22 protein-coding genes and 1 pseudogene are annotated in these 21827 nt (G+C 61.1%); 12 read left to right on the forward strand and 11 right to left on the reverse strand.

The window, feature by feature from the left end:
- Positions 1–111: 111 nt before the first annotated feature.
- The 9 genes from hutI to PseAD21_RS26920 all read left to right on the forward strand — a co-directional run bounded on the left by hutI (position 112) and on the right by PseAD21_RS26920 (position 11315).
- Positions 112–1317, forward strand: coding sequence for an imidazolonepropionase (gene hutI, locus PseAD21_RS26880; RefSeq protein ID WP_102358785.1), 1206 nt, complete (start codon positions 112–114; stop codon positions 1315–1317).
- Positions 1318–1327: 10 nt separating this feature from the next.
- Positions 1328–2131 carry an N-formylglutamate deformylase gene (gene hutG / locus PseAD21_RS26885; protein ID WP_102358786.1) on the forward strand — a complete coding sequence of 268 codons (804 nt, stop codon included), beginning with the start codon at positions 1328–1330 and terminating at the stop codon, positions 2129–2131.
- Between the two features lie 170 nt (positions 2132–2301).
- Positions 2302–3273, forward strand: coding sequence for a prolyl aminopeptidase (gene pip / locus PseAD21_RS26890; protein ID WP_003220824.1), 972 nt, complete (start codon positions 2302–2304; stop codon positions 3271–3273).
- Positions 3270–3707: a D-aminoacyl-tRNA deacylase gene (gene dtd / locus PseAD21_RS26895; protein ID WP_102358787.1), complete on the forward strand. Its 438-nt coding sequence runs from the start codon at positions 3270–3272 to the stop codon at positions 3705–3707. Before pip ends, dtd begins: the two co-directional genes overlap by 4 nt.
- A gap of 463 nt (positions 3708–4170) precedes the next feature.
- Entirely contained in the window at positions 4171–5955 is a 1785-nt protein-coding gene (locus PseAD21_RS26900; RefSeq protein ID WP_178082174.1) for a glucan biosynthesis protein G, read from the forward strand.
- Positions 5948–8518 (forward strand): glucans biosynthesis glucosyltransferase MdoH, encoded by a 2571-nt coding sequence (gene mdoH, locus PseAD21_RS26905; RefSeq protein ID WP_102358789.1) that lies wholly within the window; start codon positions 5948–5950, stop codon positions 8516–8518. Before PseAD21_RS26900 ends, mdoH begins: the two co-directional genes overlap by 8 nt.
- Positions 8519–8692: 174 nt before the next feature.
- On the forward strand, positions 8693–9490 hold the full coding sequence (locus PseAD21_RS26910; RefSeq protein ID WP_102358790.1) for a transporter substrate-binding domain-containing protein: 798 nt from the start codon (positions 8693–8695) through the stop codon (positions 9488–9490).
- A 138-nt stretch (positions 9491–9628) separates the two neighbouring features.
- Complete coding sequence (locus PseAD21_RS26915) at positions 9629–10588, forward strand: amino acid ABC transporter permease (RefSeq protein ID WP_102358791.1); 960 nt, start codon at positions 9629–9631, stop codon at positions 10586–10588.
- A complete protein-coding gene (locus PseAD21_RS26920) occupies positions 10581–11315 on the forward strand; it encodes an amino acid ABC transporter ATP-binding protein (protein ID WP_102358792.1) in 735 nt (244 codons plus the stop codon). The genes PseAD21_RS26915 and PseAD21_RS26920 overlap by 8 nt, the downstream gene beginning before the upstream one ends.
- A 122-nt stretch (positions 11316–11437) precedes the next feature.
- On the opposite strand, the gene PseAD21_RS30395 is transcribed toward PseAD21_RS26920, so the two are convergent.
- The 11 genes and pseudogenes from PseAD21_RS30395 to ubiE form a co-directional block, all read right to left on the reverse strand.
- On the reverse strand, positions 11438–12310 hold the full coding sequence (locus PseAD21_RS30395) for a methyl-accepting chemotaxis protein (RefSeq protein WP_371859106.1): 873 nt from the start codon (positions 12308–12310) through the stop codon (positions 11438–11440).
- A pseudogene (locus PseAD21_RS30400) lies at positions 12293–13354 on the reverse strand (methyl-accepting chemotaxis protein); the annotation flags it as partial. The pseudogene PseAD21_RS30400 and the gene PseAD21_RS30395, both read right to left, overlap by 18 nt.
- An 84-nt stretch (positions 13355–13438) precedes the next feature.
- Positions 13439–14146 carry a 16S rRNA (uracil(1498)-N(3))-methyltransferase gene (locus tag PseAD21_RS26935; protein ID WP_102358794.1) on the reverse strand — a complete coding sequence of 236 codons (708 nt, stop codon included), beginning with the start codon at positions 14144–14146 and terminating at the stop codon, positions 13439–13441.
- On the reverse strand, positions 14143–14934 hold the full coding sequence (tatC, locus tag PseAD21_RS26940; protein WP_102358795.1) for a twin-arginine translocase subunit TatC: 792 nt from the start codon (positions 14932–14934) through the stop codon (positions 14143–14145). The genes PseAD21_RS26935 and tatC overlap by 4 nt, the downstream gene beginning before the upstream one ends.
- The gene (gene tatB / locus PseAD21_RS26945; protein ID WP_102358796.1) at positions 14931–15377 is read right to left on the reverse strand and encodes a Sec-independent protein translocase protein TatB; all 447 of its coding nucleotides are present in this window, start codon (positions 15375–15377) and stop codon (positions 14931–14933) included. The genes tatC and tatB overlap by 4 nt, the downstream gene beginning before the upstream one ends.
- Positions 15378–15387: 10 nt before the next feature.
- Entirely contained in the window at positions 15388–15669 is a 282-nt protein-coding gene (locus PseAD21_RS26950; RefSeq protein WP_025110286.1) for a twin-arginine translocase TatA/TatE family subunit, read from the reverse strand.
- Between the two features lie 25 nt (positions 15670–15694).
- Positions 15695–16027, reverse strand: coding sequence for a phosphoribosyl-ATP diphosphatase (locus tag PseAD21_RS26955; RefSeq protein ID WP_003220849.1), 333 nt, complete (start codon positions 16025–16027; stop codon positions 15695–15697).
- Positions 16020–16421: a phosphoribosyl-AMP cyclohydrolase gene (hisI, locus tag PseAD21_RS26960; RefSeq protein ID WP_007909357.1), complete on the reverse strand. Its 402-nt coding sequence runs from the start codon at positions 16419–16421 to the stop codon at positions 16020–16022. The genes PseAD21_RS26955 and hisI overlap by 8 nt, the downstream gene beginning before the upstream one ends.
- A gap of 80 nt (positions 16422–16501) precedes the next feature.
- Entirely contained in the window at positions 16502–18106 is a 1605-nt protein-coding gene (ubiB, locus tag PseAD21_RS26965; protein WP_102358797.1) for a ubiquinone biosynthesis regulatory protein kinase UbiB, read from the reverse strand.
- Positions 18103–18726, reverse strand: a complete 624-nt coding sequence (locus tag PseAD21_RS26970; RefSeq protein WP_102358798.1) for an SCP2 domain-containing protein — start codon at positions 18724–18726, stop codon at positions 18103–18105. The genes ubiB and PseAD21_RS26970 overlap by 4 nt, the downstream gene beginning before the upstream one ends.
- Positions 18726–19496: a bifunctional demethylmenaquinone methyltransferase/2-methoxy-6-polyprenyl-1,4-benzoquinol methylase UbiE gene (ubiE, locus tag PseAD21_RS26975; protein WP_003220857.1), complete on the reverse strand. Its 771-nt coding sequence runs from the start codon at positions 19494–19496 to the stop codon at positions 18726–18728. The genes PseAD21_RS26970 and ubiE overlap by 1 nt, the downstream gene beginning before the upstream one ends.
- Positions 19497–19662: 166 nt before the next feature.
- Here ubiE and PseAD21_RS26980 point away from each other — a divergent pair, with 166 nt between their 5' ends.
- The 3 genes from PseAD21_RS26980 to PseAD21_RS26990 all read left to right on the forward strand — a co-directional run bounded on the left by PseAD21_RS26980 (position 19663) and on the right by PseAD21_RS26990 (position 21547).
- Positions 19663–19938 carry a polyhydroxyalkanoic acid system family protein gene (locus PseAD21_RS26980; protein WP_102358799.1) on the forward strand — a complete coding sequence of 92 codons (276 nt, stop codon included), beginning with the start codon at positions 19663–19665 and terminating at the stop codon, positions 19936–19938.
- A gap of 249 nt (positions 19939–20187) precedes the next feature.
- A complete protein-coding gene (locus PseAD21_RS26985; protein ID WP_025110281.1) occupies positions 20188–20610 on the forward strand; it encodes a phasin family protein in 423 nt (140 codons plus the stop codon).
- A 10-nt stretch (positions 20611–20620) separates the two neighbouring features.
- Positions 20621–21547 carry a phasin family protein gene (locus PseAD21_RS26990; protein ID WP_102358800.1) on the forward strand — a complete coding sequence of 309 codons (927 nt, stop codon included), beginning with the start codon at positions 20621–20623 and terminating at the stop codon, positions 21545–21547.
- The last annotated feature ends 280 nt before the right edge of the window (positions 21548–21827 follow it).

Here is a 21827-nt window from a genome sequence, read left to right on the forward strand (position 1 = left end):
CACGCTCTGCGTGGGAATGCAGCCCGTGACGCTCCGCGTCACTGGACGCAGAGCGTCCCTTGAGGCATTCCCACGCAGAGCATGGGAACGATCACTAGACGAGGACTTGGGATGAAAACCCTCTGGCAACACTGCCACGTCGCAACCATGGCGCAGGGCGTCTACTCGATCATTGAAGATGCGGCCATCGTGACGTCCGGCGCGTACATCGAGTGGATCGGCCCGCGCAATCAATTGCCCTCCGGCGAATACCCGGCAGTCAACGACCTGCAAGGCGCGTGGGTCACCCCCGGCCTGATCGACTGCCACACCCACACGGTGTTCGGCGGCAACCGCAGCGGCGAATTCGAGAAACGTCTGCAAGGCGTCAGCTACGCCGAGATCGCGGCGCAGGGCGGCGGCATTGCCAGCACCGTGCGCGCCACTCGTGAAGCGAGCGAAGACGAGCTATTCGCCAGCGCCGCCAAGCGTCTGAAAAGCCTGATGCGCGATGGCGTGACCACGGTCGAGATGAAGTCCGGCTACGGTCTCGATCTGGCCAGCGAACGCAAGATCCTGCGGGTCATCCGTCGCCTCGCCAAGGAGCTGCCGATCAGCGTGCGCAGCACCTGTCTGGCGGCCCACGCGTTGCCGCCGGAATACAAGGATCGTGCTGACGCTTACATCGATCACATCTGCGCCGAGATGCTTCCGGCGCTGGCCGCCGAAGGGCTGGTCGATGCCGTGGATGCGTTCTGTGAATACCTGGCGTTCTCGCCGGAGCAGGTCGAGCGGGTGTTCATCACCGCACAGAAACTCGGCCTGCCGGTGAAGCTGCACGCCGAGCAACTGTCTTCGCTGCATGGCTCCAGCCTTGCGGCGCGATACAAGGCGCTGTCCGCCGATCATCTGGAGTTCATGGACGAAGACGACGCCATCGCCATGGCCAAATCCGACACCGTCGCGGTGCTGTTGCCGGGCGCGTTCTACTTCCTGCGCGAAACCCAGTTGCCGCCGATGGACGCCTTGCGCAAACACAAGGTGAAAATCGCCATCGCCAGCGACCTCAACCCCGGCACCTCGCCGGCGCTGTCGTTGCGCCTGATGCTGAACATGGCCTGCACCTGTTTCCGCATGACCCCGGAAGAAGCCTTGGCCGGTGCGACCCTTCATGCCGCGCAAGCGCTGGGCATGGCCGACACCCATGGCTCGCTGGAAGTCGGCAAGGTCGCGGATTTCGTCGCCTGGCACATCGATCGTCCGGCGGATCTGGCCTATTGGCTCGGTGGTGATCTGGACAAACGCGTCGTGCGTCACGGCGTTGAATCAAGTCTGTAGGAGAGCGGTTGTGGATAAGGTTCTGAATTTCAAACAAGGTCGCGTGCCGCTGCTGATCAGCATGCCGCATGCCGGCGTGCGCCTGACCCCAGCGGTCGAAGCCGGGCTGATCGCGGATGCGAAAAGCCTGCCGGACACCGACTGGCACATTCCGCAGCTCTACGATTTTGCCGATGAACTGGGCGCCAGCACGTTGGCCGCCGAGTACTCGCGGTTCGTCATCGACCTGAACCGTCCGTCCGATGACAAGCCGTTGTATGTCGGCGCCACCACCGGTCTGTACCCGGCGACGCTGTTCGATGGCATTCCTCTGTTTCGCGAAGGGCACGAGCCATCGACAGCGGAGCGTGCGACTTATCTGGAGCAGATCTGGACACCGTACCACCGCACCCTGCAGCAAGAGCTGGCGCGACTGAAGGCCGAGTTCGGCTACGCGCTGCTGTTCGACGCGCACTCGATCCGCTCGATCATCCCGCACCTGTTCGACGGCAAACTGCCGGACTTCAACCTCGGCACCTTCAACGGCGCCAGTTGCGATCCGCAGCTGGCGACGCAACTGGAAGCCATCTGCGCGCGCCACGGCAATTACAGCCACGTGCTCAACGGACGCTTCAAGGGCGGCCACATCACCCGCCATTACGGCAACCCGGCCGAGAACATCCACGCCGTGCAACTGGAGCTGGGCCAGTGCACCTACATGGAAGAGTTCGAACCGTTCCGCTATCGCCCCGATCTGGCTGAGCCGACGCGGGTGGTGCTCAAGGAATTGCTGCAGGGCTATCTGGCCTGGGGCGAAAAACACTACCGCGGCTGACTCACCCCTGTAGAGCTGCCGAAGGCTGCGATCTTGATCGTTCCCACGCAGAGCGTGGGAACGATCAGGTCCCGGAGCATGCTCATTGACGTAAATCGGGTTTATGATGCCGGACGGCAGAATAATAGAAGTCCCCCCAGGGATGACCTCGACCCCTTACGGAGCGCGCAATGCAGACTTTGTTTCCGCAGATCAAACCCCATGCCCGGCACGATCTGGCTGTCGATGACACCCACACGCTGTACGTCGACGAAAGCGGTTCGCCGGAAGGCTTGCCGGTGGTGTTCATCCACGGTGGTCCCGGCGCCGGTTGCGACGCCCAGAGCCGTCGCTATTTCGATCCGAACCTGTATCGCATTGTCACCTTCGACCAGCGCGGCTGCGGACGCTCCACGCCGCATGCCAGTCTGGAAAACAACACCACCTGGGATCTGGTCGCCGACCTTGAGCGTATCCGCAAGCACCTGGGCATCGACAAATGGGTGCTGTTCGGCGGTTCGTGGGGCTCGACCCTGGCGCTGGCCTATGCGCAAACCCACCCGGAGCGCGTACACGGTCTGATCCTGCGCGGGATCTTTCTCTGCCGTCCGCAGGAAATCGAGTGGTTCTATCAGGCCGGTGCCAGCCGTCTGTTTCCTGATTACTGGCAGGACTACATCGCGCCGATCCCGCTGGACGAGCGCGACGATCTGCTCAGCGCCTTCCACAAGCGCCTGGTCGGCAACGACCAGATCGCCCAGATGCACGCGGCCAAGGCCTGGTCGACATGGGAAGGACGCACCGCGACCCTGCGCCCGAACCCGCTGGTGGTCGACCGTTTCTCCGAACCGCAGCGCGCGCTGTCGATTGCGCGGATCGAATGCCACTACTTCACCAACAACGCATTCCTTGAGCCGAACCAGCTGATTCGCGACATGGGCAAGATTGCCCATCTACCGGGGGTGATCATCCATGGTCGCTACGACGTGATCTGCCCGCTGGACAACGCCTGGGAATTGCATCAGGCCTGGCCGAACAGCGAGCTGCAGGTGATTCGCGACGCCGGTCACGCTGCGTCCGAACCGGGTATCACCGATGCGCTGGTGCGTGCTGCGAGCAACATGGCCCGCCGCCTGCTCGACCTGCCGCCCGAAGAAGCATGAAGGGGCTTCTACAACGCGTGCGCGGTGCACGAGTCGAAGTCGCGGGAGAAATCGTTGGTGCAGTAGATCAGGGTTTACTGGTGCTGGTAGCCGTCGAACCCGACGATACCCGTACCAGCGCCGACAAACTTCTGCATAAGCTGCTTAACTATCGGGTATTCAGTGACGCTGAGGGCAAGATGAATCTGTCCCTGGCGGATGTGGGCGGCGGGTTGCTGCTGGTCTCTCAGTTCACCCTGGCTGCCGACACCAAGAGCGGGTTGCGCCCGAGTTTCTCGAGCGCGGCCCCTCCGGCATTGGGCGAGGAATTGTTCGACTATCTATTAAGCAAAGCGAAACAGATGCATGGCACTGTGGCATCAGGTAGATTCGGCGCGGATATGCAGGTGCACCTGGTCAACGATGGCCCGGTAACCTTCCTGTTACAGACATGAAAGCGCTTGAAACATCTTTTCAAGGGCTTTTCGACTGAAAACAGGCGCTTTTCGCGATAAATACTTTGTTACCCCTGATGCGTTGTCACGCGGGCTACTAGATAATCGCGCGCTATGGGGATCAGCGTTCGTTGGTCCATTTTTGACTTAGGTAGAGACTTGTCTGGATCCGATTGGGGAATCATTTTGCCCCAGTGGAGTCGGAACAATGCTCGCCAACCTGGCATGAGCGGTCTGTACGGCCATTTTTGTCAGCATTATTTCGAGGGCCAGGGAGCCAGAGACAAGGCGCCGCGACGAGTCATAGCCCGCTATGGCGAGGAGCGGCAACGCAGTATCTGGCTCTCTGGAACCGAAATAAGCTGACGAAAATGGCCACACAGACGGCTTGCTGGCCGTTGGTTTTTTGATCTGTTTTCGGCGAGGGTTGCTCGTGATTGTTAGTCCCTGTAATGCAGCAAAAATGTCTGCCAAACGCATGCGAAGTGCCCTGGTAGCGGGTTCGGCGCTCCTGTGCCTGCTCAGCGCCGGTCAGCTTTGGGCGTTCAATCTTGACGATGTATCGGCCAAGGCTAAAGAGCTGGCCGGGCAGAAATTCGAAGCCCCGCGCAGCAACCTGCCGAACGAATTCCGCGACATGAAATTCGCGGATTATCAGAAAATCCGCTTCCTCACCGAAAAGGCTGAGTGGGCCGATCAGAAGACCCCGTTCAAGCTGTCCTTCTATCACCAGGGCATGCACTTCGATACGCCGGTGAAAATCAACGAAATCACAGCGAACACCGTCGAAGAGATCAAATACGATCCGACTCGTTTCGATTTCGGCGACCTGAAGTTCGATCCGAAGGCCACTGAACAACTGGGCTACGCCGGTTTCCGTGTGCTGTACCCGATCAACAAGGCCGACAAGCAAGACGAAATCATGACCATGCTCGGCGCGAGTTACTTCCGCGTTGTCGGCAAGGGCCACACCTACGGCCTCTCGGCGCGTGGTCTGGCGATTGATACCGCGCTGCCGTCGGGCGAAGAGTTCCCGCGTTTCCGCGAGTTCTGGATTCAACAGCCGAAGCCGGGCGACAAGCATCTGGTGATCTTCGCCTTGCTCGATTCGCCGCGTGCCACCGGTGCCTACCGCCTGATCCTGCGTCCGGGCAGCGACACCATTGTCGACGTCAAGGCGCAGATGTTCCTGCGTGACAAGGTCGGCAAACTGGGCATCGCGCCGTTGACGAGCATGTTCCTGTTCGGCGCCAACCAGCCGTCGAAAGTCCTCAATTACCGTCGTGAACTGCACGACTCCAGCGGTCTGTCGATCCATGCCGGCAATGGCGAGTGGATCTGGCGCCCGCTGAACAACCCGAAACACCTGGCCGTGAGCAACTTCAGCGTCGAGAACCCGCGTGGTTTCGGTCTGCTGCAACGTGGCCGCGACTTCAGCCACTACGAAGACCTCGATGATCGCTACGACAAGCGCCCAAGCGCCTGGATCGAGCCGAAGGGCGAGTGGGGCAAGGGCACCGTTGATCTGGTAGAGATTCCAACCGCCGACGAAACCAACGACAACATCGTTGCGTTCTGGAGTCCGGAAACCATGCCGGAGCCGGGTAAGCCACTGGACTTCGCCTACCGCATGCACTGGACCATGGATGAGTCGTCGATTCACGCCCCGGACAGCGCCTGGGTCAAGCAGACCCTGCGTTCGACCGGTGACGTCAAGCAATCGAACCTGATCCGTCAGCCAGATGGCAGCGTCGCTTACCTGGTCGACTTCGAAGGTCCATCGCTGGCAGCCCTGGCTCCGGATGCCGACGTGCGCAGTCAGGTCAGCGTTGGCGATAACGCCGAGCTGGTAGAGAACAGCGTGCGCTACAACCCGGAAACCAAAGGCTGGCGCCTGACCCTGCGGATGAAGATCAAGGACGCGAGCAAAGCGACCGAGATGCGTGCCGCTCTGGTTCAGCCGGTGGTAACCGCTGATCTGGCCAAGTCCTCGGTACCGGCGTCGAATTCGTCGGTGGCCAAGGCTGACAAGGTCGCCGCCAAGCAACAAGAGAAGGAAGACAAGGAAGCCAAGGCCGCCGAAGCCAAACAGGCCGACGCCAAGCCCGCTGCAGATGCCAAGGACAAGGCCAACAAAGACGCCAAGCAGCCAGCGGCTGCGAACGCGACCCCAGTCACACCGGAATCGGCACCGACTGAAGAAGTCCTGACCGAGACCTGGAGCTATCAGTTGCCTGCCGATGAGTAACTCTCAAGTACAGCCAGAGACTCTGTCCGAGTATCTGGCGCATCTGCCGATGACCGACGAGCAGCGCGCGGAACTCGCGGGCTGCCAGTCCTTCAGCGAACTGCACCAGCGCCTGTCGTCGCCGACGTTCGACGCCCCTGCCGAAGCCGCCCAGGCTTCGGTGGGCAAGCGCCTGGTCCTGAGCACTGCCGAAGAGCTGGAAGAGGCTGAAATGCTGGTGCTCGACGCCAGCGGCCGGGTCGCCATGAAGGCGACGCCGCCAATCCGTCGGACCAAAGTCGTGCCGGAACCCTGGCGCACCAATATTCTGGTGCGTGGCTGGCGCCGTCTGCCCGGTCGCCCCATCCCGCCACAGCCGCCTAAGGACGAGAACGTGTTGCCGGCTGCGCGCTGGCGCACCGTCGGTTCGATCCGTCGCTACATTCTGTTGCTGCTGATGCTCGGTCAGACCATCGTTGCCGGCTGGTACATGAAAGGCATCATGCCGTACCAGGGCTGGTCGTTCGTCGATCTGGACGAAGTGCTGCCCCAGCCGCTGCTGCAAACCGCCACGCAAGTGCTGCCGTATGCGCTGCAAACCAGCATCCTGATCCTGTTCGGGATTCTGTTCTGCTGGGTCTCGGCCGGTTTCTGGACGGCGCTGATGGGCTTCCTCGAGTTGCTCACCGGCCACGACAAATACCGTATTTCCGGCAAAAGCGCCGGCAACGAGCCGATTCCCAAAGACGCGCGCACCGCACTGGTGATGCCGATCTGCAACGAAGACGTGCCTCGGGTATTCGCCGGTCTGCGCGCTACGTTCGAATCGGTTGCAGCGACCGGTGACCTGGATCGCTTCGACTTCTTCGTCCTCAGCGACAGTAACGACACCGATATCTGCGTTGCCGAGCAGCAGGCCTGGCTGGACGTCTGCCGCGAAGCCAAGGGCTTCGGCAAGATCTTCTATCGCCGCCGTCGCCGTCGTGTGAAACGCAAGAGCGGCAACCTCGACGACTTCTGCCGTCGTTGGGGCGGTGACTACAAGTACATGGTCGTGCTTGACGCCGACTCGGTGATGAGCGGCGAGTGCCTGACCAGTCTGGTGCGCCTGATGGAAGCCACGCCGGACGCAGGGATCATCCAGACCGCGCCGCGTGCGTCGGGCATGGACACCCTGTATGCGCGCATGCAGCAGTTCGCCACCCGCGTGTACGGCCCGCTGTTCACCGCCGGTCTGCACTTCTGGCAGTTGGGTGAATCCCACTACTGGGGTCACAACGCGATCATCCGCATGAAGCCGTTCATCGACCACTGCGCCCTGGCGCCGTTGCCGGGCAAGGGGGCGTTCTCCGGGGCGATCCTGTCTCACGACTTCGTTGAAGCCGCGCTGATGCGCCGTGCCGGTTGGGGCGTGTGGATTGCGTACGACTTGCCGGGCAGCTACGAAGAACTGCCACCGAATCTGCTCGACGAACTCAAGCGTGACCGTCGCTGGTGCCACGGCAACCTGATGAACTTCCGCCTGTTCCTGGTAAAAGGCATGCACCCGGTACACCGTGCGGTGTTCCTGACGGGCGTGATGTCGTACCTGTCGGCGCCGTTGTGGTTCTTCTTCCTGGTGTTGTCGACCGCGCTGCTGGCGGTGAACACGCTGATGGAACCGCAGTACTTCCTTGAACCGCGTCAGCTCTATCCGCTGTGGCCGCAATGGCACCCGGACAAGGCGATCGCGCTGTTCTCGACGACCGTCGTACTGCTGTTCCTGCCTAAGCTTTTGAGCATCATCCTGATCTGGGCCAAGGGTGCGAAAGAGTTCGGTGGCAAGTTCAAGGTGACTCTGTCGATGCTGCTGGAGATGCTGTTCTCCATGCTGCTGGCGCCGGTGCGGATGATTTTCCACACCCGTTTCGTCCTCGCCGCGTTCCTCGGCTGGGCTGCGACCTGGAACTCGCCGCAGCGTGACGACGACTCCACGCCATGGAGCGAGGCGGTCAAGCGCCACGGTCCGCAGACCCTGCTGGGCTTCTTCTGGGCGCTGCTGGTGATCTGGCTGAACCCAAGCTTCCTGTGGTGGCTGGTGCCGATCGTCGGTTCGCTGATGCTGTCGATCCCTGTGTCGGTGATTTCCAGCCGTGTCGGTCTGGGCCTCAAGTCCCGTGACGAGAGCCTGTTCCTCATCCCTGAGGAATACAATCCGCCGCAGGCACTGCTGGCGACCGACCAGTACACCCACGAGAACCGTTGGCACGCGCTGAACGACGGCTTCATTCGCGCCGTGGTCGATCCGCAGCAGAACGCTCTGGCGTGCTCGCTGGCGACGGCCCGTCACGGTCAGGCCGAGCCGATCGAGTGGCTGCGTCAGGAACGTGTACGTCACGCCCTGAAGGTTGGCCCAGCGGCGCTGAGCAACCATGATCGCCTGCAACTGCTGAGCGATCCGGTGGCACTGGCGCGTCTGCACGAGCTGGTCTGGGCCGAAGGTCACAACGAGTGGCTGGATGCCTGGCGCGCTTCGGTGAAAGCCGATCCGCATGCGCCGTTACTGCCGCTGCGACCGGTGAGCGTGCAGGCTCAGCCGGCCTAAAAAAGAAGCCCCGCCAATCAGCGGGGCTTTTTTTATTGTTAAACAAATCGTCCATAACCCTTGTGCAAAAGAACGAGTGCGTTAGCATCCGTCCCCGAATTGGCGCACCCGGGTATTTTTGCCCGTCACTGCTGGTTTTCGCGCCGCACATGCAATGGTTTTGGGGACTTGAAGATGAAGAAGTATCTGTCGATGCTGCTGGTCGGCGTCACGGCACTGGTTGCAGTCAATGCGGCGCACGCCGGTGCAATCGATGACGCGGTCAAGCGCGGCACGTTGAAAGTCGGTATGGATCCGACCTACATGCCGTTCGAAATGACCAACAAGCGCGGCGAGATCATCGGCTTCGAAGTCGACATCCTCAAAGCCATGTCCAAGGCCATGGGCGTCAAGCTGGAGCTGGTCTCCACCGGCTACGACGGGATCATCCCGGCCTTGATGACCGACAAGTTCGACATGATCGGCAGCGGCATGACCCTGACCCAGGAGCGCAACCTGCGCCTGAATTTCAGCGAGCCGTTCATCGTCGTCGGCCAGACCCTGCTGATCCGCAAGGATCTGGAAGGCACCATCAAGTCCTATAAAGACCTGAACACCGCCGACTACCGCATCACCTCCAAGCTCGGCACCACTGGCGAAATGGTGGCCAAGAAACTGATCGCCAAAGCCAAGTACCACGGCTACGACAACGAGCAGGAAGCCGTGCTCGACGTGGTCAACGGCAAGGCTGACGCCTTCATCTACGACGCGCCGTACAACGTGGTCGCGGTGAACAAGGTCGGCGCCGGCAAACTGGTGTTCCTCGACAAGCCGTTCACCTACGAGCCGCTGGCCTTCGGCCTGAAGAAGGGTGACTACGACAGCATCAACTTCATCAACAACTTCCTGCACCAGATCCACGAAGACGGCACCTACGATCGCATCCATGACAAGTGGTTCAAGAGCACCGAGTGGCTCAAGGACATGGAATAACGCGCATCCGCTGATCGTTCCCACGCTCCGCGTGGGAACGCATCCTGTGACGCTCCGCGTCACGAACAGGCAGGGACGCAGAGCGTCCCGAGCGGCATTCCCACGCAGAGCGTGGGAACGATCATCCGAGAACCTGCAATGAAACAGAAAAAAGTCCAATGGCCCTGGCACGTCCTCACCGTGCTGGTGCTGGTCGGCCTGGCGGGCGCGTTGTATTACGCCACGTCGCTGATGTCCTACGAATGGCGCTGGAATCGTGTGCCGCAGTACTTCGCCTATCAGGCCGAAGAAACCCAGCGCGCAACCGACATTTCCACCGTCACCGAACTGGTGCGCAAGGGCAGCAGCGCGCAAGTCACCCTGCGCAATGATGCGGGTGACGAGCAGCACCTGACCGTCGACGAGAACAGCCTGCAATTCGCCCAAGGCGACGATGTGGCCGAAGGCGACGTCGTGGGCGTAACCCGGCATTGGGCGGCAGGGCCGCTGATGTGGGGGCTGTGGACCACGCTGTGGCTGTCGGCGGTGTCTGGCGTGCTCGGGTTGCTGATCGGCCTGGTCACCGGGTTGTGCCGTCTGTCGAGCAACCCGACCCTGCGCGACCTGTCGAGCATCTATGTCGAACTGGTGCGCGGCACACCGCTGCTGGTGCAGATCTTCATTTTCTACTTCTTCATCGGCACGGTGATGAACCTGTCCCGTGAGTTCGCCGGGATCGCCGCGCTGTCGCTGTTCACGGGCGCTTACGTGGCCGAGATCATCCGTTCCGGCGTGCAGTCGATCGCCCGTGGGCAGAACGAAGCGGCGCGCTCGCTTGGTCTGAGCGCTGGCCAGTCGATGCGTCACGTGGTGCTGCCGCAAGCGTTCAAACGCGTGCTGCCGCCGCTGGCCGGGCAGTTCATCAGCCTGGTCAAGGACACCTCGTTGGTGTCGGTGATTGCAATTACCGAGCTGCTTAAAAGCGGTCGGGAAGTCATCACCACTTCATTCTCGCCGTTCGAAATCCTGTTCTGCGTCGCCGGCCTGTACCTGTTGATCAACCTGCCGCTGTCGAAAATCGCCAGCCGGCTTGAGCGGAGGCTCGCGCAAAGTGATTGAAGTCCGCGATCTGGTAAAAGTCTTCGACACCCGTGGTCAGGTAGTGCGGGCTGTGGATAACGTCACCACTTCAGTCGCCAAGGGCGAAGTGCTGGTGGTGATCGGCCCGTCCGGTTCGGGCAAATCGACCTTCCTGCGTTGCCTCAATGGCCTGGAAGCGTTCGACTCGGGCTCGGTGAGCATCGACGGCCTGCAACTGGCCGACCCGAAAACCGACGTCAACGCCTACCGCCGCGAAGTCGGCATGGTGTTCCAGCATTTCAACCTGTTCCCGCACATGACCGTGCTGGAAAACCTATGCCTGGCGCAGAAAGTCGTGCGCAAGCGCGGGAAGAAGGAAAGCGAGGCCAAGGCCTTGGCGTTGCTGGAAAAGGTCGGTATTGCGCAGAAGGCTCGGGAATATCCGTCACGCCTGTCCGGCGGACAGCAACAGCGCGTGGCGATTGCCCGGGCGCTGGCGATGGATCCGAAAGTGATGCTGTTCGACGAGCCGACGTCGGCCCTCGACCCGGAAATGGTCGGTGAAGTGCTGGATGTGATGAAGAACCTGGCCGTGGAAGGCATGACCATGGTCTGCGTTACCCACGAAATGGGCTTCGCTCGGGAAGTGGCGGATCGGGTGCTGTTCTTCGATCACGGTAAACTGCTGGAAGATGCCTCGCCGGCGGAGTTCTTCGATGCACCGAAGGATCCGCGCGCGCAGGCCTTCCTGCGTCAAGTCTTGTAGTCGCTGATCGTTCCCACGCTCCGCGTGGGAATGCCGCCCGGGACGCTCCGCGTCCCTTTGTATGCGCGACGCGGAGCGTCGCAGGATGCATTCCCACGCAGAGCGTGGGAACGATCGTTGGGCTAGACCTTGAAGCGACCCACCAGCATCTGCAGATGCGTCCCCAATCGCGCCAGCTCAACACTCGACGCAGCAGTCTCTTCACTCGCTGCCGACGTCTGATCCGATACATCCCGCACATTCAGCACGCTACGGTTGATCTCCTCGGCCACGGCACTCTGCTGCTCGGCCGCTGCGGCGATCTGCTGGTTCATCGCCTGAATCGCCGACACGGTGCGGGTGATGCTTTCCAGTGAGCCACCGGCGCGGCGCGTCAGTTCGACGCTGCTGTCGGTCAGGCTGCGGCTGTTGTCCATGATCGTTGCCACTTGCTGAGTGCCGTTCTGCAGGCCGACGATCAGCTCTTCGATCTCTTCAGTGGACTTCTGCGTGCGCTGGGCGAGGCTGCGCACTTCGTCGGCGACCACTGCGAAACCACGTCCGGCCTCACCGGCACGGGCCGCTTCGATCGCCGCGTTAAGCGCCAGCAGGTTGGTTTGTTGGGCCACGGACTTGATCACGTCGAGCACGCTGCCGATCTTGTCGCTTTCGCGCTTGAGCTCACCCATGGCCTCGGTGGAGTGGCCGACTTCAAGCGCCAGACGCTCGATCTGCGCGATCGCTTCGCCGACAACTTTGTCGCCTTCACGGGCTTGTTGGTCAGCGGCGACGGCAGCTTCGGAAGCCTCCTCGGCGTTACGCGCAACTTCCTGCACAGTGGCGGCCATTTCGTTCATGGCGGTGGCGACCTGGTCGGTCTCGATTTTCTGATTATTGACCCCGGCGCTGGTCTGCTCGGTGACGGCCGACAATTCCTCAGCCGCGCTGGCGATCTGGGTGACGCCGTCGCTGATGCCGCCGATCAGGTCGCGCAGGCCTTGGGTCATGCTCTGCATCGAGCGCTGCAACTGGCCGAGTTCGTCGCGGCGCTGCGAAACCAGGTTGTGGGTCAGGTCACCAGCGGCAACGCGCTCGGCGACTTTCAGGGTCTGGTTCAGCGGAATGATGATCTGCCGGGTGATCGCCCAGGCGGCCAGCAAACCGAAGGCCACGGCCAGCAGGGTGGCGATGATCAACTGGTTCTTGGCGCTGGCGGCGTCGGTGTCACGCACCACGGTCTGCGATTCGGTGAGTTGCTTGCTGACGTCGAGCAGGATATCGCCCTGGGTCGACATGCGCGCCAGGGCCTTGGCACTGGCAACCTGCGAGTCGCGGAACTGGCTGACTGCCGCGCGATAAGCCTTGAGCGAGTCGGTGGCCTGCTGCAGGTTGGCGATGTGCTGCTCGGGCAGTTTGGCCGGCAGGGTTTCAAGGTTTTTCAGGGCATTGTCGATGGCGTCGAGCGCAGGTTGCTCGGCTTCGGTCTTGCCGCTGTAGGTGTAGCCGCGCACCTGGAAGCGCGCTTGCTGGATCAGTTTGCTCAGGTCGATCACCGCATTGAACTGCGCAACGCTGTCGCCCTGGAGCATGGATTTCTCCACCTCGGCGACCTTGGCCACGGCGTTGTCGGCGGTGGCGCCGAGTTTGCTGCGGGCGTCTTCGCGGTTGGCCCCGGCCTGCACCATGTCGGCGAAGGCGCGTTTGTATTCGGCGACGGCGGCCAGCTGTTGGTCGACCTTGGCGGCGTCGGACGGTTGTTCGATCAGGCCGCGTGCGGTTTGCAGGCCGCTGTCGAGTTTGCCCAGCAAGTCGTTGACCGCGCCCGGGCCTTGCTCGCCGCGACGCATTTCATAGTCCAGGCGCGCCAGGCGCAGGTCTTTGGTCAGTTCGTTGAGGCTGGAGATAAAACCCAGCTTGTCGCCGCGGCTGATAATGCCACCCATGCCGGTCCAGCCGGTGAAGGTGATCAGCAGGGTGAGCAACAGCACCAGGCCGAAACCGATCCCCAGCTTGCGTTTGACGCTGACGTTCCCAAGATTCTCGGCTAACCAACGGTACATGCGACGACTCCCCTCGGACCACTAATTGGACTTATGGGGACTGTATCGGCTGGATGATGGCAATCTGTAACCCGATTTTCCGGGTTAGAACAGGCGGGCGAGCAGGGCGGTGACGGCGGTTTCGACGCGCAGGATGCGCTCGCCCAGTTGCACCGGTTGCAGGCCGGACTTGCCCAGCAGATCGATTTCGTAGGGGATCCAGCCACCTTCGGGGCCGATCGCCAGCGTTACCGGTTCGCTTAATGCCCGTGGGCACGGCGGGTAATTGCCGGGATGGCCGACGAGGCCGAGAGTGCCTTCGCTAATCGCCGGCAGGCGATCTTCGACGAACGGCTTGAAGCGCTTCTCGATGATGATTTCCGGCAGCACGGTATCGCGGGCCTGTTCGAGGCCGAGGATCAGATTCTCGCGAATCGCTTCCGGCTCCAGGAACGGCGTCTGCCAGAAACTCTTCTCGACCCGGTAGCTGTTGACCAGAATCACTTTCGACACGCCCATGGTCGCCACGGTCTGGAACACCCGTCGCAGCATCTTCGGGCGCGGCAGTGCCAACACCAGGGTCAGCGGCAGCTTGGCCGGCGGTGGCTGATCGAGGCTGACGCGCAATTCGGCTTCGCCAGCCTCAAGGCGCAGTAGCTCGGCCGAACCCATCAAGCCGTTGATGCGCCCGACCCGCAGGCTGTCACCGACTTCGGAGCGATGCACTTCCTGCATGTGGGTCAGGCGTCGATCACGCAGCACGACACGGTCGGCCGCGATGAAGTCGGCCTCTTCGAGCAACAGCAGGTTCATGCCTGGGTCGCTGGCGGCTGGTCGTTGTGATCGTCGGCCGGGTTCTCGTCCGGACGTTCGCGCTTGCTGATCAGGCCACCGAACAGAATGCCGATTTCAAACAGCATCCACATCGGCACGGCCAGCAGGGTCTGCGAGAAGATGTCCGGCGGGGTGAGGATCATGCCGACCACGAAGCAGCCGATGATCACGTACGGGCGGATCTTCTTCAGGTATTTGACGTCGACCACGCCGATCCACACCAGCAGCACCACGGCCACCGGGATCTCGAACGCGACGCCAAAGGCGAAGAACAGGGTCATCACGAAGTCGAGGTAACTGGTGATGTCGGTCATCATTTCCACGCCGGCCGGGGTGGCGGCGGCGAAGAACTTGAAGATCAGCGGGAACACGAAGTAATAGGCGAACGCCATGCCGGTGTAGAACAGCAGGATGCTGGACACCAGCAGCGGCACCGCGATGCGCTTCTCATGTTTGTACAGGCCCGGTGCGATGAAGCCCCAGATCTGATGCAGGATCACCGGGATCGCGAGGAACAGCGAGACCATCATTGTCAGCTTCAGCGGCGTCAGGAACGGCGACGACACGTCGGTAGCGATCATCGTCGCGCCGGCCGGCAGATAGTGGCGCAACGGCGTCGAGACGAAGGTGTAGATCTGCTGGGTGAACGCGAACAACCCGGCGAAGATGATGAACACCGCCGCGACGCAACGCAGCAGGCGGGTGCGCAACTCGGTGAGGTGCGATACCAGCGGCATGTGCTGGTCGTTTTCGGGGAGATCGCTCATGGGGCTCGCGGCGGCAATGTAGGGTCGTGAGGGGCCGGTGTTGTCGGCGCGGCGGGGGGAGCTACGGGTTCAACGGAGTTTTCTGTAACCGCAGGCGCCGCCTCTGTCGGCACTACAACGGAAACCGGAGCCGCGGGCGTGGTCGGCGCATGAATCGTCTGCTCGCCCACGTGCTCGACCGGCGTCGGCTCCTGCTGAACCGGCGTGAAAATCTTCCGCGCCTCCTGCTCCAGCGACAGAATGTGCTCGTTGTGCAGTTGCCGACGGATCTCGTCGGCACCGATTTCACGCTCAACTTCCTGTTTGATCGCGTTGAAGCTGCGCTTCAGCCGCCCGACCCACAGGCCGGCGGTGCGCGCAGCGCCCGGCAGACGCTCGGGGCCCAGCACCAGCAGGGCAACGAGGCCGACGAGCAGCAGTTCAGAGAAGCTGATACCAAACATTAGTCAGTGCTCACACGTCTTTGCGGATCGGCTCTTCGACTTTCTGCGCCTGCACGTCGATGGTGTGCGGCGGGTTGGCCTGAGCGGTGGCTTGCGGCTGTACCGGTGGTACCGGTTGCGCAGGCGTTACGGTCGGATCGGCGGCCGCTTTCTCGTCGTCGTTCATGGCTTTGCGAAAGCCCTTGATCGACTCACCGACGTCGGTGCCGAGGTTTTTCAGCTTTTTGGTGCCGAACACCAGCACCACGACTACCAGAATGACGATCCAGTGTTTCCAGTCAAAAATGCCCATGTTGCTGTTCCTCTCTAAAAATTGTTCAGGCGGACGGACGCGAGGCTTTCTCGACGTGTCCGGACAGGCCGAAGCGACGATCCAGTTCATCCAGCACGGCCTGCGGATGCTGCCCCAGTTGGGCGAGCATGACCATGCTGTGGAACCACAGGTCGGCGGTTTCGTAGATCACATCGCTGCAGTCACCGCTGATGGCGGCGTCCTTGGCGGCAATAATGGTTTCGACCGACTCTTCGCCGACTTTCTCCAGAATCTTGTTCAGGCCCTTGTGATACAGACTAGCTACATATGAGCTGTCGGCCGCTGCGCCTTTGCGCTCTTCGAGCACCTGGGCCAGACGAGTCAGGGTGTCACTCATGTTTGTGTCCTGCGGAGTAGATTGCGTGCGGGTCTTTCAGAACCGGGTCGACTGTCTTCCAGTCGCCGTTTTCGAAGACACGGTAAAAGCAGCTTTGACGGCCGGTATGGCAAGCGATGTCGCCGATCTGTTCAACCATCAGGATGATCACGTCGGCATCACAGTCCAGACGCATTTCATGCAGGGTCTGCACATGGCCGGACTCTTCGCCCTTGCGCCACAGCTTGCCACGAGAACGTGACCAGTAGATGGCACGGTTTTCTGCCGCGGTCAGCTCAAGGGCTTCGCGGTTCATCCAGGCCATCATCAGCACGCGTCCGGTCTTGTGATCCTGGGCAATCGCCGGCACCAGGCCATCAGCGTCCCACTTGATCTCGTCCAGCCAGTTTTTCATCTTCGACTCCGACAGCGAACCCGTACTTCAATAGTCGGGTTCAGGCGTTGAAACAGTGTGCCAGCCGATCAGCAAACTGGCTATCGGCGAACGACCAGATACAAGCCGACTGCCACCATGATGCCGGCCGGCCAATGCCCCAGTTCGTTCAGCGGGCCACCGGCAGCGAGGATGGTGCCGCCCGCCAGATGCGCACTGCCGAGCAGACGCAGGAACCAGTCGTCCTTGCGTTTGTGCCACGGTGGCGGTGGGTCGTTGGCGTGCGGCTGGGACATGCGTTCGAGCAGATCGCGGGCCATGTTGGCCAGGTGCGGCAGCTGTTCGAACTGGCTCTGCACGTTGCCGATCAAGGCTTTCGGGCTGACGCGCTCGCGCATCCAGCGTTCGAGGAACGGCTGCGCGGTGTTCCACAGATCCAGATCCGGGTACAGCTGACGGCCGAGGCCTTCGATGTTCAGCAGGGTCTTTTGCAGCAGCACCAGCTGCGGCTGCACTTCCATGTTGAAGCGCCGCGCAGTCTGGAACAGGCGCATCAGCACCTGGCCAAAAGAAATATCTTTTAACGGTTTTTCGAAGATCGGCTCGCACACAGTACGGATCGCCGCTTCGAATTCGTTGAGTTTGGTTTCCGCCGGTACCCAGCCCGAATCGATGTGCAATTGCGCCACGCGACGATAGTCGCGCTTGAAGAAGGCGAACAGGTTGCGCGCCAGATAGTCCTGGTCTTCCGGGGTCAGGCTGCCGACGATGCCGCAGTCGATCGCGATGTACTGCGGGCTCCACGGGTTGACGGTGCTGACGAAGATGTTGCCCGGGTGCATGTCTGCGTGGAAAAAGCTGTCGCGGAACACCTGGGTGAAGAAAATCTCCACGCCGCGCTCGGCGAGCATCTTCATGTCGGTGCGCTGGTCGGCGAGGGTCGCCAGATCCGTCACCTGAATCCCGTAGATGCGCTCCATCACCAGCACTTTCGGTCGGCACCAGTCCCAATAGACTTGCGGCACGTAGAGCAGCGGCGAGCCTTCGAAGTTGCGCTTGAGCTGGCTGGCGTTGGCCGCCTCGCGCAACAGGTCGAGTTCGTCGTAGATGGTTTTTTCGTAGTCCTGCACCACGTCCACCGGGTGCAGCAGGCGTGCGTCGGCGGAGACTTTTTCGGCGGCGCGGGCGAGGATGAACAGCCACGCGAGATCCTGCGCGATGATCGGCTTCAAACCCGGGCGGATCACCTTGACCACCACTTCTTCGCCGGTTTTCAGCTGCGCGGCATGCACCTGCGCCACCGAGGCCGAGGCCAGCGGTTCGACGTCAAAGCGGCTGAACACTTCGCTGATCTTCTTGCCCAGCTGTTCTTCGATCAGCTTGATCGACAGCTGCGAATCGAACGGCGGCACGCGGTCCTGCAGCAGCATCAGCTCATCGGCGATATCTTCCGGCAGCAGGTCGCGGCGGGTCGAGAGAATCTGCCCGAACTTGATGAAGATCGGCCCCAGGTCCTGCAACGCCAGACGCAGACGCGCACCACGGCTCAGGTCCAGCGGCTTGCGCGGGAACCAGCGCCACGGCAGCACATAGCGCAGCGCCAGGAGAAACCAGGGCAGCGGCAGATCGAACAGCAGGTCATCGAGGCGGTAGCGGATCACGACGCGCTGGATGCGCAACAGACGGCGGACGGCAAGCAGCTTCATGCGTTATCGCTTGGGTCGAGGGATCGGGAAAGACGCTCGAAACGCGCCTCGAGACGTTCCAGATCAAGTTTGATCCGGTCCAGTTCGCTGAACCGCGCTTCGGCTTCGCGCTGCCCGACGAGGGTGCGCGATTCTTCGGCGAGGTATTCGGCGAGGTTCTGGTTGAGGCTGGCAAATCCTTGTTGATACCAGCGTGCGCGGCTGCGCAGATGACCGCCGACCAGTTGCGTGGCGACCGGACCCAGCCAGCGCGAGAGTTCGTACTCCCAGTCCAGCTCCAGGTCCTGCAGCACACCGGCCAGCTCCAGCAGCACACCGCTGTCGCCATCAAGTTCGACTTCCGGGCCGTGCAGCACCGCGGTCTTGTCTTTGCTCACGGCCAGTTTCACCAGGCTCGACGCGGGTGCACGCAGGGTGCAGTCGACACCGGTTTCCCAGTGTGAGGCCAGCATCAGACCTTCATCGCTCGGCAGGATGAACAGTTGCAGCGCCGGGCTGCGGCAATCGACGGCAATCACCTTGCCGGTCAGATGCGCCAGTCGCGGCAGCGCCGTGCTGTCGAGACGCAGCACCCGGTTCAGACCGAGTTCGACGCTGGCGAGCAGCCCGGTGAGCAACATCAGGGCTTGATACCACGGTGCAGGGCGACAATGCCTGCGGTCATGTTGTGGTAGGTCACGCGGTCGAAACCGGCGTCGACCATCATCGACTTCAGGGTTTCCTGATTCGGGTGCATGCGGATCGATTCGGCCAGGTAGCGATAGCTTTCCGAGTCGTTGGTGATCAGTTTGCCCATCAGCGGCATGAAAGCGAACGAGTAAGCGTCGTAAGCCTTGGACATCAGCGCGTTGGTCGGCTTGGAGAACTCCAGCACCAGCAGGCGACCACCAGGCTTGAGCACGCGCAGCATCGAGCGCAGGGCGTCTTCTTTATGCGTCACGTTGCGCAGGCCGAAGGCGATGGTCACGCAGTCGAAGTGGTTGTCCGGGAACGGCAGCTTTTCGGCGTCCGCCTGAACGAATTCGACGTTGCCCGATACACCCAGATCCAGCAGGCGGTCACGACCGACCTTGAGCATCGATTCGTTGATGTCGGCCAGTACGACCTGACCGGTAGGGCCGACCAGGTGCGAGAATTTTTTGGTCAGGTCACCGGTACCGCCGGCGATGTCCAGCACGCGGTTACCGCTGCGAACGCCCGACAGTTCGATCGCAAAACGCTTCCACAGACGGTGCATGCCGCCCGACAGAAGGTCGTTCATCAGGTCGTACTTCGCGGCTACCGAGTGGAAAACCTCAGCGACTTTTTCCGCTTTCTGGCTTTCCGGAACGTTTTTGAAGCCGAAGTGTGTGGTGGGTTCGGCATCGCTGCCTTTGCGCTGATCAGTCATATCGCTGTCACCAAAAGAGAATGCGCGACATTCTAATCCCCAAGCCATGCTTTGTCTTGGAATGGCTAAAGGTAAGATGGGCAACCTTCGGGACGATTTGCCGCAGTAGTGGTCAAGATTTACCGACACGTATTCATAGCCCCATTCAAAAAGCAGGAGTCATTCAATGGCCAAAATCAGTGTTGAGCGTGCGCACAACCTGGGTAAGGAAGCCGCCCGCGAGAAGGCCGACAAGCTGGCGCAGAAACTTTCCGAGCAATATGGCCTGGAGCCGCAATGGGCCGGCGACACCCTGAACCTCAAGCGCTCGGGCGTGAAAGGCGCAGTGCATGTGGCGGACGATTCGATCAAGGTCGACGTGGAACTGGGCATCATGATGTCGGCCATGAGCGGCATGATCAAAGCCGAGATCGAGAAGGCGCTCGACAAAGCTCTGGTCTGATCGCGATTTTTCGGTAACCCGAGATCCCCTGTGGGAGCGAGCCTGCTCGCGAAAGCGGTGCGTCAGTCGACTCGAATATTGACTGATACACCGCTTTCGCGAGCAGGCTCACTCCTACATTTGTTTTGTGTACGGCCTGAGGTTCATGTCAGTTGTTAGGGTGCCGTTTCTAATTTTTCTCCCTACTTTGTGCCTGAGCCCGACACATCTGCGGGCAGTTCCTCAAACCTTCTGCGCGTGAGGTGCACCATGGCCAAAGTAATTCTGAAGAAAAAAATCGATGCGTCGACTTCTGCTCTGAGCGACGTCAAATCCTATGCCCGCAAGATCTGGCTGGCAGGCCTGGGTGCCTACGCCAAGGTCGGCCAAGAGGGCAGCGAGTACTTTCAGGAGTTGATCAAGGCTGGTCAAACTGTTGAAAAGAAAGGCAAAAAAGCCGTCACCGAAAAACTCGAAGCGGCCAATGCCGAGATCGATGAAGCCAAGAGCGAAGTCAGCTCGTTCAAAGGTCGCGTCGAAGTTCAGCTCGACAAGGTCGAGAAGGCGTTTGACTCCCGTGTAGCAAGCGCCTTGAATCGTATCGGCATTCCGTCTAAACATGACGTTGAGACACTCTCTGCTAAGCTCGATGAGCTGACGGCATTGCTCGAACGCGTCGCGCGTAAATCTTAAGGAGAACGGGATGGCTGGTAAAAAGAACACCGATAAAGAAGGCAGCTCGTGGATTGGGAAAGTCGAAGACTACTCCCGCAAAATCTGGCTGGCTGGTTTAGGCGTGTACTCGAAGATCGACACTGACGGCAGCAAGCTCTTCGAGACACTGGTCAAAGACGGCGAGAAAGCCGAGAAGCTCACCAAGTCTGCAGTCGGCAAGAAAGTCGATGCCGCCAAGGATTCCGCTTCTTCGGCCAAGTCGCGCATCAGCGGCGTGAAAGATCGCGCACTGGGCAAGTGGGACGAGCTGGAAGGGGCTTTCGACAAGCGCCTGAACAGCGCGATTTCGCGCCTGGGTGTGCCAAGCCGCAATGAAGTCAAAGCGCTGCACAGCAAGGTTGAAACCCTGACCAAGCAGATCGAGAAACTCACCGGTCTGAAAACCCAGCCTGTAGCGGCGAAAACCGCTGCGGCCAAACCGGCAGCCAAGACGGCTGCAGCCAAGCCTGCGGCTAAAACGGCTGCCAAGCCACTGGCTAAAGCGCCTGCCAAACCTGCTGCGAAAGCAGCGGCCAAGCCTGCTGCCAAAACCGCAGCGGCAAACCCTGCCGCTAAAACCGCCGCCGCCAAGCCAGCAGCAAAAGCTGCAGCCAAACCGGTAGCCGCCAAAGCTGCTGCGAAACCGGCAGCAAAACCAGCCGCCAAGCCAGCAGCGAAAACCGCTGCCGCCAAACCGGCTGCCAAGCCTGCGGCCAAACCGGCTGCGGCGAAAAAACCGGCAGTGAAAAAACCGGCCGCACCGAAAGCCGCTGCGCCGAAACCGGCAGTAGCGGCTGCAGCCAAGCCAGCTACCCCGGCAGCTGCGGTCAGCGCGTCGAATTCGGCCGCTGCGCCGACTCCGGTGGCTACCCCGACTGTTGCATCGACCCCGTCGACGCCAACCAGTCAGTCCTGATTTATCAGGGCAAAACAAAACGCCCGGCCTGTGAAGGTCGGGCGTTTTTGTTTGTGCCGTTTTTAAAGCTTACCCTCACCCCATACACTCCCCGAGGGAGAGGGGGCCGACCGAGGTGTCTTGCGTCGTACGTCGACCTGAACGATCGAGTCGATTATGGATTCAACAAAACCCGTTCAGGTCGGTGTAGCTCATCAGCATCCCCCAATCAGTCCCCTCTCCCTCTGGGAGTGTATGTACCGGAGACATGGTGGACACATGTTCGGAGACATGGTGGACG

It is taken from the genome of Pseudomonas sp. AD21, from assembly GCF_002878485.1.
Lineage (GTDB): Bacteria > Pseudomonadota > Gammaproteobacteria > Pseudomonadales > Pseudomonadaceae > Aquipseudomonas.

Excerpts from the sequence above, each read along its gene's own strand:
- hutI (WP_102358785.1), top strand. The coding sequence starts at position 112 with ATGAAAACCCTCTGGCAACACTGCCACGTCGCAACCATGGCGCAGGGC.
- pip (WP_003220824.1), top strand. The coding sequence starts at position 2,302 with ATGCAGACTTTGTTTCCGCAGATCAAACCCCATGCCCGGCACGATCTG.
- dtd (WP_102358787.1), top strand. The coding sequence starts at position 3,270 with ATGAAGGGGCTTCTACAACGCGTGCGCGGTGCACGAGTCGAAGTCGCG.
- PseAD21_RS26900 (WP_178082174.1), top strand. The coding sequence starts at position 4,171 with ATGTCTGCCAAACGCATGCGAAGTGCCCTGGTAGCGGGTTCGGCGCTC.
- mdoH (WP_102358789.1), top strand. The coding sequence starts at position 5,948 with ATGAGTAACTCTCAAGTACAGCCAGAGACTCTGTCCGAGTATCTGGCG.
- PseAD21_RS26910 (WP_102358790.1), top strand. The coding sequence starts at position 8,693 with ATGAAGAAGTATCTGTCGATGCTGCTGGTCGGCGTCACGGCACTGGTT.
- PseAD21_RS26915 (WP_102358791.1), top strand. The coding sequence starts at position 9,629 with ATGAAACAGAAAAAAGTCCAATGGCCCTGGCACGTCCTCACCGTGCTG.
- PseAD21_RS30395 (WP_371859106.1), bottom strand. The coding sequence starts at position 12,310 with ATGCAGAGCATGACCCAAGGCCTGCGCGACCTGATCGGCGGCATCAGC.
- PseAD21_RS26935 (WP_102358794.1), bottom strand. The coding sequence starts at position 14,146 with ATGAACCTGCTGTTGCTCGAAGAGGCCGACTTCATCGCGGCCGACCGT.
- tatC (WP_102358795.1), bottom strand. The coding sequence starts at position 14,934 with ATGAGCGATCTCCCCGAAAACGACCAGCACATGCCGCTGGTATCGCAC.
- tatB (WP_102358796.1), bottom strand. The coding sequence starts at position 15,377 with ATGTTTGGTATCAGCTTCTCTGAACTGCTGCTCGTCGGCCTCGTTGCC.
- PseAD21_RS26950 (WP_025110286.1), bottom strand. The coding sequence starts at position 15,669 with ATGGGCATTTTTGACTGGAAACACTGGATCGTCATTCTGGTAGTCGTG.
- PseAD21_RS26955 (WP_003220849.1), bottom strand. The coding sequence starts at position 16,027 with ATGAGTGACACCCTGACTCGTCTGGCCCAGGTGCTCGAAGAGCGCAAA.
- hisI (WP_007909357.1), bottom strand. The coding sequence starts at position 16,421 with ATGAAAAACTGGCTGGACGAGATCAAGTGGGACGCTGATGGCCTGGTG.
- ubiB (WP_102358797.1), bottom strand. The coding sequence starts at position 18,106 with ATGAAGCTGCTTGCCGTCCGCCGTCTGTTGCGCATCCAGCGCGTCGTG.
- PseAD21_RS26970 (WP_102358798.1), bottom strand. The coding sequence starts at position 18,726 with ATGTTGCTCACCGGGCTGCTCGCCAGCGTCGAACTCGGTCTGAACCGG.
- ubiE (WP_003220857.1), bottom strand. The coding sequence starts at position 19,496 with ATGACTGATCAGCGCAAAGGCAGCGATGCCGAACCCACCACACACTTC.
- PseAD21_RS26980 (WP_102358799.1), top strand. The coding sequence starts at position 19,663 with ATGGCCAAAATCAGTGTTGAGCGTGCGCACAACCTGGGTAAGGAAGCC.
- PseAD21_RS26985 (WP_025110281.1), top strand. The coding sequence starts at position 20,188 with ATGGCCAAAGTAATTCTGAAGAAAAAAATCGATGCGTCGACTTCTGCT.
- PseAD21_RS26990 (WP_102358800.1), top strand. The coding sequence starts at position 20,621 with ATGGCTGGTAAAAAGAACACCGATAAAGAAGGCAGCTCGTGGATTGGG.